The organism is Dethiosulfatibacter sp., from assembly GCF_983023055.1.
The window spans coordinates 317-10728 of sequence record NZ_CEZJXU010000030.1; the positions used below are offsets into that span (position 1 = coordinate 317).

9 protein-coding genes and 1 other RNA gene are annotated in these 10412 nt (G+C 35.7%); all 10 read right to left on the minus strand.

Annotation, left to right across the window (positions count from 1 at the left end; genetic code table 11):
* Positions 1-386: 386 nt before the first annotated feature.
* The 10 genes from AC3AX0_RS02410 to AC3AX0_RS02455 all read right to left on the minus strand — a co-directional run bounded on the left by AC3AX0_RS02410 (position 387) and on the right by AC3AX0_RS02455 (position 10304).
* The gene (locus AC3AX0_RS02410; RefSeq protein WP_487548709.1) at positions 387-1331 is read right to left on the minus strand and encodes a tyrosine-type recombinase/integrase; all 945 of its coding nucleotides are present in this window, start codon (positions 1329-1331) and stop codon (positions 387-389) included.
* A gap of 237 nt (positions 1332-1568) precedes the next feature.
* Positions 1569-1896: RNase P RNA component class A (gene rnpB / locus AC3AX0_RS02415), an RNA gene on the minus strand.
* A 37-nt stretch (positions 1897-1933) separates the two neighbouring features.
* A complete protein-coding gene (locus AC3AX0_RS02420) occupies positions 1934-2722 on the minus strand; it encodes a Nif3-like dinuclear metal center hexameric protein (RefSeq protein ID WP_487548710.1) in 789 nt (262 codons plus the stop codon).
* Positions 2709-3401 carry a tRNA (adenine(22)-N(1))-methyltransferase gene (locus AC3AX0_RS02425; RefSeq protein WP_487548711.1) on the minus strand — a complete coding sequence of 231 codons (693 nt, stop codon included), beginning with the start codon at positions 3399-3401 and terminating at the stop codon, positions 2709-2711. Before AC3AX0_RS02425 ends, AC3AX0_RS02420 begins: the two co-directional genes overlap by 14 nt.
* A gap of 57 nt (positions 3402-3458) precedes the next feature.
* Positions 3459-4640, minus strand: coding sequence for an RNA polymerase sigma factor RpoD (gene rpoD / locus AC3AX0_RS02430; protein ID WP_487548712.1), 1182 nt, complete (start codon positions 4638-4640; stop codon positions 3459-3461).
* Positions 4641-4652: 12 nt separating this feature from the next.
* Positions 4653-6335 (minus strand): DNA primase, encoded by a 1683-nt coding sequence (gene dnaG, locus AC3AX0_RS02435; protein ID WP_487548713.1) that lies wholly within the window; start codon positions 6333-6335, stop codon positions 4653-4655.
* A 57-nt stretch (positions 6336-6392) separates the two neighbouring features.
* Positions 6393-7397, minus strand: a complete 1005-nt coding sequence (locus AC3AX0_RS02440; RefSeq protein WP_487548714.1) for a deoxyguanosinetriphosphate triphosphohydrolase — start codon at positions 7395-7397, stop codon at positions 6393-6395.
* Positions 7398-7440: 43 nt separating this feature from the next.
* Complete coding sequence (locus AC3AX0_RS02445) at positions 7441-8262, minus strand: pyruvate, water dikinase regulatory protein (RefSeq protein WP_487548715.1); 822 nt, start codon at positions 8260-8262, stop codon at positions 7441-7443.
* Between the two features lie 2 nt (positions 8263-8264).
* Positions 8265-8894: a transcriptional regulator CcpN gene (gene ccpN, locus AC3AX0_RS02450; RefSeq protein ID WP_487548717.1), complete on the minus strand. Its 630-nt coding sequence runs from the start codon at positions 8892-8894 to the stop codon at positions 8265-8267.
* Positions 8895-8903: 9 nt separating this feature from the next.
* On the minus strand, positions 8904-10304 hold the full coding sequence (locus AC3AX0_RS02455; RefSeq protein WP_487548716.1) for a glycine--tRNA ligase: 1401 nt from the start codon (positions 10302-10304) through the stop codon (positions 8904-8906).
* Between the last annotated feature and the right edge of the window lie 108 nt (positions 10305-10412).

Consider the following 10412-nt stretch of genomic DNA (forward strand, 5'->3'; position numbering starts at 1 on the left):
TTGTTTCGTTTTTTGCTTTTGGGTAGCACAATTCACATTCATGCATTAAAATACACTGAAATATAGTAGTTAATTATGTACTCATCATACAACGTTAAACAGGTATATAATGTCTTTGCTTACTGAAGAAACAGAAACCCCTAAGTGAAGATATCCCCTAACCTGTTGCATACCAGCTTCTACAGAAATAGTTAACTTCTAGATCAAATTCTTGTACGTTGATTTGACTGCACTTGAACTTATCGACAAAATTTCCAATATTTTTAATATGAACACTAATTAATCTAACAACAAGATATGTCTTAAAGTCCATTATATCGATGTTTTTATGCATATTTATTGCTTTTTTGGTATTTTATACAAATTTGCCAATGCCACATAATTAGCTAAATTTTTATTGCTCTTTTGGTTGGAGATGAGAATCTCTCTAACGGGTTATATTTATCATTATCCATAACCAATGAATCTGTATTCAAATGAACATAGTGGTTTACCATCTTCATATTAGAATGTCCTAAAATCCTCATAAGTGTAAGCGGATTTCCACCTTGAGCTATATACATACTCCCAAATGTGTGACGGAATAAATGCACACTGGTTTTTCTGACTCCCCTTTTCTTGTTATACTTATATATTTCATTAGATAAAGTATCTTCATTCAATTGTTCTCCATATATATTCGGGAACAGATAATCTTCTTCCTCACCTTTTCTATACATCATATATTCTCTTAGAACCTTCAATAGGCTTGATGATAAAGGAACATACCTTTGCTTCCTATTTTTTGTTCTAGCTAGTAATATAATGGCTTGTTGCAAATCAACATGTTTGAGTTTGATATTAACCAATTCAAGCCTTCTTACACCAGTTCCAAGAAGAAAGTTAATAATCACCCAGTTACGATACTTACTAAACTGCACTTCCCTAATATTAGGTTTTTCAAGTAATGTTTTCAGTTCTGCTTCAGTGTAGATTTCCTTTATTTCCTGATTGACTTTGATTATCGTAAACTCAAAAGGTTTAATATATCCATTCTTAATACCCATGTTTATTATGGGTTTAGTGTTCTTAATTATACTTTTTACAGAAGTATCTTTTAAGCCTTTATTCTGAAGATGCATTATGTAATCATCAATCAAGTCCTTGTTGACTTCAGATAATAGTAACGTTTCCAATTCTACAAAGCTATTTAACCGCTCATATGCCTGCGTATACGTCCTTATAGTGTAAGGTGATAAATTTTTCAGTTTCGACATTCTAATATAGTTCTCAAACAACTCCTTAAATGTCATAGTATCCTCAACATTCATAGTAATAACTGCTCTTTTCATAGTTTAAACCTTCCCAATTTTATTTGGAAAACGTCGAGAAAATATTATAATATGAGCCTTCATCATTAAGAGGTTAAACCCTGTATAAACCAAAAAATCACGTGATATGACCACCCTGTTTTGAGTGTTAAAGTCATACCACGTGACATACATTCTAAAAAGTAATTTTCGAAGAACCTAAAATTCATCAATCATACTTTTATTTTCCAAACGACCGCTAGACAGCAGTCATTTCAATTGGTGAGTAAGTCTATAAGCCGAGTTCTGTATTCGATAATCATCTATCTAGTCTTTTTGTTACCAAAAAGCTCAAGCGACCTACCTCGGGATATGACGAGCAGCCATTCCATGTCCCTACTTGGTCTTGCTTCAAATGGGGTTTACACAGCCGATTAGTCACCTAACCGCTGGTGAGCTCTTACCTCACCTTTTCATCCTTACCCTTACGGGCGGTAATTTTCTGTTGCACTTTCCTTAAGGTCACCCTCACTGGCCATTAACCAGCATCACGCTCTATGAAGCTCGGACTTTCCTCATGTTTCCATGCGATTATCCAACTTACTCTTGAATATTATAGTACACTTTAACTATAATATCAATTGTTATTTTACTATTCCTGAAAAGTCATTTTTACTATACTTATATATTACAATATCTGAGAATTCATCATTGATTATTCCCGCCACATGGTCTATAAAGACTTTCTCCAGACCGTAGTGGGTTACATCAAGTAGATTGAGTCCAAGCTCGTAAGCCAGCTGTGCATCATGATGCTTTATGTCTCCAGTTAGATAAATATCTGCATTGCATTTGCTTGCTTCAACTATGAAATCCGCTCCTGCTCCTCCACAAAATGCTACGTTCTTAATTTGATCATTATTGCTAAAAACATATTCTATGACATAATCAAGATTAAATACCAATTTCACATCTTTTACGAATTCTTCAAATTCTACAGCTTTCTCAAGCTCTCCAACCATTCCAAATCCGGCTTCTATTTCCGCGTCTGTTTCAATAATATTACTACAGTTTGAAAGCTTTAGCTTTTCAGCAAGTATACTGTTCATGCCATTTCTTGCCGAATCATAGTTCGTGTGCATTGAATAGCAACTTATATCATTGAGTATAAGCTTTTTAATTATACCGCCTCTGTATGAGTTAAGTTCCAGATTTTTAAGAGGTGAAAAGATAAATGGGTGATGAGAAAGTATAAGATCCGCTTCATTTTCAATAGCATATTCCAAAACCTTATCAGTTACATCAAGGGTTAGAACTATCTTTTTCACTTCTTTATTGACATCTACAAGCTGACTTCCTGAGTTGTCCCATGATTCGGCCAGAGACAAGGGAAACTTTTCATTCAGATTAGCAATTAGATCATTCAATACCATAACTATTTAACATCTCCCTGTACTCTTCATTTCTGATTTTCAGATTTTCTTTCTTTCTGTTTGAGATATTTGCCTTATCCATATTGTCTATTATTTCGGAATTTATTCTCATTTTGTTTTCAACAAACTGTTTCAGCAATGGATGTTTCTTTTCAAAAAGGGTCTTTCCGGTTTCATAAAAAAGTTCCTTTTCATATGTATATGATTTAGAAGATTTCTTCGCCTTTATGAGTTCATAGAAATGATGCTCTTCCTTTGCGATTTCTTCGTCTATTATGCTGAATCCTTTTTCATGGAGGTATTTCCTTACCTTGTTCGCCGCATTCATAGGCTGAAGAATCAAAGTTTTAATTTCATCAAAGCCATCGATTTTTTCTTCAAGTATATTAATTATAAGGATTCCACCCATGCCCGCAATTACAACAGTATCCACTTCTTTAAGGTCAACTGGTTGAAGTCCATTGCCATGTCTTACCTCTATTGAATCCTCAAGACCAACAGACTCCACATATCTTTTTGCAATCTTGTAAGGTCCTTCATTAAGGTCCGTTGCAATAACCTTTTTACACAGGTCATTTTTAATAAGCATTTCAGGTATATAAGCATGGTCCGTGCCTATGTCTGCGGCAACATTGCATTTATCAAACATTTTAATTATAGTTTTAAGTCTTTCACTCATGATTTTCTCCAACAACGATATAAAGATTCGGAAACCGAATCTTTATTCTATCTATTCTTATTCTAAGTAATCTTTAAGTTTTTTACTTCTGCTTGGGTGTCTCAACTTTCTCAAAGCCTTTGCTTCAATCTGTCTGATTCTTTCCCTTGTTACATCAAATTCCTTGCCTACTTCTTCAAGAGTTCTTGCTCTTCCATCATCAAGACCAAATCTTAGTCTTAGAACTTTCTGCTCTCTTTCAGTAAGGGTGTCAAGCACTTCTACAAGCTGTTCCTTCAACAGTGTTGAAGTTGCAGCATCAGCAGGCGCCTGAGCATCATCATCCGGTATAAAATCTCCCAGGTGGCTGTCTTCCTCTTCTCCAATAGGAGTTTCAAGAGAAACCGGCTCCTGTGCTATTTTTAGTATCTCTCTTACCTTTTCAGGTTCCATATCCATTTCTTCAGCTATCTCTTCAGGGGTTGCATCTCTTCCAAGTTCTTGTAAAAGCTGTCTCTTGACTCTAATTAACTTGTTTATTGTTTCAACCATATGTACAGGTATCCTTATGGTCCTTGCCTGGTCAGCAATAGCCCTCGTAATGGCCTGTCTTATCCACCATGTTGCATAGGTACTGAACTTATATCCTTTTCTATAGTCGAATTTTTCAACGGCCTTGATAAGTCCAAGGTTTCCTTCCTGTATAAGATCAAGGAAAAGCATTCCCCTTCCTACATATCTCTTGGCTATACTTACAACAAGTCTCAAGTTTGCTTCAGCAAGTCTGCTCTTTGCTATCTCGTCGTTGGCTTCCATTCTTTTAGCAAGCTCTACTTCCTCTTCAGCTGTAAGCAGAGGCACCCTGCCTATTTCCTTAAGATACATTCTTACCGGGTCGTCAACATTGACACCTTTAAGAAGTACTCCATCTGATTCCTTTTTCTTTCTAACCGGAATAGTTTCAACATCTTTCTCTGTAACGCTGTTATTTGATTTGGTTTCAGTTTCCGTCAGTATCAAATCATCCTGAAAACCCATTATCTCTATTTTGCTATCTTCAAGAAACTTATACACTTCGTCAATTTCTTCTGGCGAAATATCAACCTTTTCAAAGGTTTCAACTATATCCTTGTATTCTATAAATCCTTCTTTTTTGCATTTCTTTTTAAGCTTCTGTTTAAGTTCCTCGACTGTATTCTGCTCTATAATTACATCATTTTTATTCTTTTTCTCATTTTTTGTATTTTTCTTTGCACTCATATAGTAGCCCCCTTAATTTAAGTTTTCCTGATCTATATTTCTTATTTTTTCTTTCAACATTTCATTGTCAGGCTCTGACAACAATCTATCATACAACATTGTTCTGATTTTCTTTTTACTGTCGTTCTTGATTTTGTTTATATAATCATCTGCCATATCTACTAATTCCTGTTGCGTAAGATTTACGTCCAATGCGCCTTGTACTTCACCTTCTTTAAATTCTCTGCTCATTAGACTATAAAACTCATTTTTGTATTTTGTATCTCTGAATATATCCTCCTTGTATTTGGATTTAATATATTCTGCAATTTCCGGATTTTTTTTAAGCAAATCAAGCAGCTTCACTTCGTATGAATTTGTTTTGCCTGTTCCCATATCTATTTTTTTAAATACATTTTTTTCAGTTTTCCTTTTGGATGACTGGTTCTTTTTAAATAAATTAAATATGGAATCTTTTGAAATATTCAGTTTTTTTGATATTTTATCTATATACAGTTCTTTTTCAACTGCATTATTTACATTGTTAAGGTACTGTATCATTTCCCTTATATAGTTGAGTTTTCCCTTGTCTGAATTCAAATCAAATTCTGCTGAAAGGAAATAGTCCAGATACTCAAAATATTCAAATGAATTTTCAAGCCTTTCCTTGTATTTAGCGCTTCCATATTGTGTAATGAATTCATCTGGATCCTTTTTATCGGGAAATAACAACACTCGGCACTGAAGATCCTTTGACTTTAACAGATTGGCAGCTTTCACAGCAGCTTTCTTTCCAGCTCCATCGGAGTCGTATGAAATATAAAAGATTTTGCTATACTTTTTCATCAACCTTATCTGATCAATAGTAAGGGCCGTACCCAATGATGCAACGACATTCTCGTATCCATTGATTGCCAGTTTGATGACATCCATGTAACCTTCCGTCAGGATTATACCTTCCCTATGGGAGTTGTTTTTAGCATTGTCAAGATTGTAAAGATTCTTTCCCTTGTTGAATATGGGAGAATCTGGAGAATTTATGTATTTTGGGAGTTCCTTGTCCAGAACCCTTCCTCCAAATCCAATAATTCTCTTTTTTATATCAAATATAGGGAATATAACCCTATTCCTGAAACGGTCGTAGTGGCTATTGCTTTTCTCACTCTTTATTATGAGCCCATTTACTTCCATATCCTTCTTTTGGTAGCCTTTTTCCTCAAGATACTTAATGAGGCCATCCCATTTATTTTGTGAAAAGCCTATTCCGAACATTTTTCTGGCATTGTTGTTTATGCCCCTATTCCTCAAATATTCAGTGGCTTGCCTGCTCTGGCTTAACTGCTTGTAAAAATACACAGCAGCATCTCTATTCATTTCATAGTTTATCTTGTATCTATCCTGTTTCTGCGAGGAATTGGTTTTTTCAATCCTTATTCCAACTCTGTCGCCAAGATATTCAAGAGATTCCATGAAACTCAAGTTCCTATGGTTCATTACGAAACTGATAGCATCTCCACCTGCACCACATCCAAAGCAATGGTATATCTGCTTATCTGGAGATACAACAAAAGAAGGTGTCTTTTCCTTATGAAAAGGACAGAGTCCAGAATAGTTGGCTCCTGTCTTTTTCAAAGTTATCAATTCACCTATTACTTCTACTATGTCATTCATATTTAGAATTTCTTCAATTTTGTTTTCATCTATAGAGTTTGGCATACTACCACCATTATAACAAATTAGGAACAATAATTATACAATTTTATTTAACAAAAGTCAATATTTATCCCATGGCAATGGAAGGAAAATATCACTATATTGCTTTATAACATATGTATCCGTCATTCCTGCTATATAGTCCTTTACAATTTCCTCGTCGGTTAATCTATCTTTTTTACCGTGATTTGGAATTTCTTCAATATGTTCCATATAGTGTTTGAACAAGTCCCCAAGAATTTTTTCCGCCTTCCTGTCCTCACTTTTTGCCGTCTTATTGGTATAAATCTTTTCGAACATAAATTCTCTGAGTTCCATAGTTGCATCATATATTTCAGTACTCATGATAATTTCATTTTTATCTTTCGAGTTCAGGATTATATCGTTAATCATGGTATTGATACGATCTCCATGAGAATGACCAAGAATATCAAGAAGGTGTATCGGTATTTCTGAAATCCCTTCAAGACCTGCCCTTTCGGCATCATCAATATCATGGTTAAGATATGCTATTCTATCTGAAATCTTAACTATCTGTCCTTCTAGGGTAAATGGTTTAATTGACCCCGTATGGTTCAGAATTCCGTCCCTTACTTCCATTGTAAGGTTAAGACCGTACTCTTCCTTGTGCTTGGCTAATATGTCAACGACTCTCAAACTCTGCTCGTTGTGCCTGAATCCGTCCTTCAAAAGCTTGTTAAGGATTGCTTCCCCGTTGTGTCCAAAGGGTGTATGTCCAAGGTCGTGTCCCAGGGATATAGCTTCAGTCAAGTCCTCATTGAGTCTCAATGCCCTTGCTATTGTCCTCGATATTTGTGATACCTCCAGAGTATGGGTCAGTCTGGTCCTGTAATGGTCTCCAGTCGGTGCCAAAAATACCTGTGTCTTGTGCTTCAATCTTCTAAAAGCCTTTGAATGAATAATCCTGTCCCTGTCCCTTTGAAAACAGGTTCTTATATCACAATCTTTTTCTTTTCTTGCTCTTCCCTTTGATTCTTTTGCTTTAACAGCGAATTCTGATAATATGCTATATTCAAGGTCTTCATACTTTTCTCTTATATTCATATCATAATCCCCTTTTCACTTAACTACCCAAAAAAAGAAAGAGTTATTCTCTTTCTTTTCTTGTTATGTCATTATGCCAGTTGATTACTATACTTGCAGTTTCTTCTATTGATTTGTTTGTAATATCTATTTTTTTACAGCCTAATCTCTTAATATACCTGTCTGCATACTCCAATTCCTTGATTATTCTATCCAGACTTGCATAGGATGCATTGTCTCTTAGTCCCAAAACCTTAAGCCTTTCTTTCCTGATTCTGTTGAGATATTCAGGATCAGCAAAAAGTCCTATTATTTTACCAGCATTGGCATTCATTAGTTCCTCTGGAGGATCAACCTCAGGAACCAATGGTATATTAGCAGCTTTAATATTCTTGTTGGCCAGATACATGCAAAGAGGTGTCTTGGAGGTTCTGGAAATACCGATCATTACTACATCGGCCAAAACTATTCCTCTTGTATCTTTTCCGTCATCATATTTAACAGCAAATTCTATTGCATCCATTTTCCTGAAATAATTTTCATCGAATTTATGGAGAAGTCCGGGCTCCCTCTTTGGTTTTAGTCCTATGTGTTCAATAAGGGGCGTCAGCAACGGCGTTATTAAATCAACGCTGGTCACATTATGAGTTTTTGATTTCACTATAAGGTAATCCCTTAATTCAACTACAACAAGAGTAAATACAATAACTGCATTTTCCTTTTTTGCATCTTCAATTATCTCATCTATCTGTTTCCTGGTTTTTACATGTGGATATATCTTTATGTCATAATTTATTTCGTCAAATTGCTGAAGTACTGCCTTTGAAACCTGTTCTGAAGTTTCCCCTATGGAATCAGAAAGGGCAAATATCTTTACATTTTTCATAACTACTCCTTGTTTGGCTTTGCTAATTCCAATATATACTTTGAAATATTTGTTTTCGAAATTCTGCCTATTACCTTTAGCTTGTTGTAGCCTTCTTCTACTACAATGGGCAGGCAGTCAACATCGTACTCCACGATTTTTCTGACAGCGTCTATGAATCTGTCATTCTTATGGCAATATACAATTTTGGCAAGTCTTGTCATTACTACGGATACCGGTACGGTCGATCCTGTCTCTCCCGTGAGGGTCGCTTTTAGAAGGTCCTTTCTGGATACAACTCCTTTCAACAGGTTGTCTTTAACAACGAAAATTGTTCCTACATCTTCCAAAAACATAGTAACAGCAGCGTCATACACTGTTGTTTCTTCATCGATTACAACAGGCACTGACTTTACCTTGTCCACAATTACAGACAGTGCTTCATTCAGTTCGGGACCAGATTGTTCACCCTTGTAAAAATATCCTACCTTGGGCTTTGCCTCCAGTATTCCCGACATTATCAGAATAGACAGATCAGGTCTTATGGTTCCTCTAGAAAGCTTAAGGAAATCCCCGATCTGTTCACCTGTTATTGGTTCACTTTTCTTGACCAGTTCAACAATCTTATTTTGTCTATCTGAAAATTTTATAATATCACATCCTTAGAATGTTAGGTGTTTAAGTATGTAATGAGTCAATTCTTCAATTTTGATTCTTTTTTGCTCCATTGTGTCTCTGTCTCTTATTGTAACACATTTATCTTCAAGTGAATCATAGTCAAATGTTATACAAAAAGGTGTTCCAATTTCATCATGTCTTCTGTATCTCTTTCCAATACTTCCTGACTCGTCATAATCTACAGCTACGAAAGATGACAGTTCATTGAATACTTCCATTGCAGGTTCTCTCAACTTTTTTGTAAGAGGGAATACTGCCGCCTTGAATGCAGAAAGTGCAGGATGAAGCTTCATCACAAGTCTTTCGCTTCCATCTTCAAGAATTTCCTCGTTGTATGCATCGATTAGAAATGCAAGCATTACTCTGTCGACACCTAGTGAAGGCTCTATACAGTAAGGCAAGTATTTTTCATTTGTAATAGGATCTGTATATTTCATATCTTCTCCTGAAACTTCCTGATGCTGTTTCAAGTCGAAGTCTGTTCTGTCAGCTATTCCCCATAGCTCTCCCCATCCAAACGGGAACAAATACTCTATGTCAGAAGTTGCATTACTATAGTGAGAAAGCTCTTCATCATCGTGATCTCTGAATCTTACATTCGCATCTGTCATTCCAAGAGAAAGAAGCCAATTCATGCAATATTCCTTCCAGTAGTTGTACCACTCAAGATCTTCGCCTGGCTTGCAGAAAAACTCAAGTTCCATCTGCTCAAACTCCCTTGTTCTGAATGTAAAGTTTCCAGGTGTAATTTCATTTCTGAAGGATTTACCTATTTGTCCTATTCCAAAAGGAATTTTTTTTCTTGATGAACGTACAACATTTTTAAAATTTACAAATATTCCCTGTGCTGTTTCTGGTCTAAGGAATATTTCCGACTGTGAATCTTCAGTAACTCCCTGGAATGTCTTGAACATAAGGTTGAACTGTCTGATATTGGTAAAGTCATGCTTTCCACAGTCAGGACATTTGACGCCTTTTTCCTCTATGAATTTCTCCATTTGTTCATTTGACCATCCATCTACTACTGTATCCAAGTCACCCTGTGCCATAAAATAGTCTTCTATAAGCTTGTCAGCTCTGAATCTGGAATTGCAGCTCTTACAATCCATAAGAGGATCGTTGAATCCTCCAACATGACCTGATGCCACCCATGTTTGTGGGTTCATAAGTATTGCAGAATCAAGTCCTACATTGTGCTCGTTAGCTTGGACGAATTTGTTCCACCATGCTTTTTTAACATTGTTCTTGATTTCAACACCAACGGGACCGTAATCCCTAGTATTTGCCAATCCTCCGTATATTTCAGAACCTGGGAATATTATTCCTCTGCTCTTTGATAACGAAACCAGTTTTTCCAACTTGCTTTTTTCTTTTTTCTTTGCCATATTATCCATCCTTTCAAAAAATAAAAAAATTCGTCCCTTGTATAGGGACGAAAATAAATTCCGCGGTTCCACCCTACTTGACATAAATGTCCTCTCAGTAGAATATGC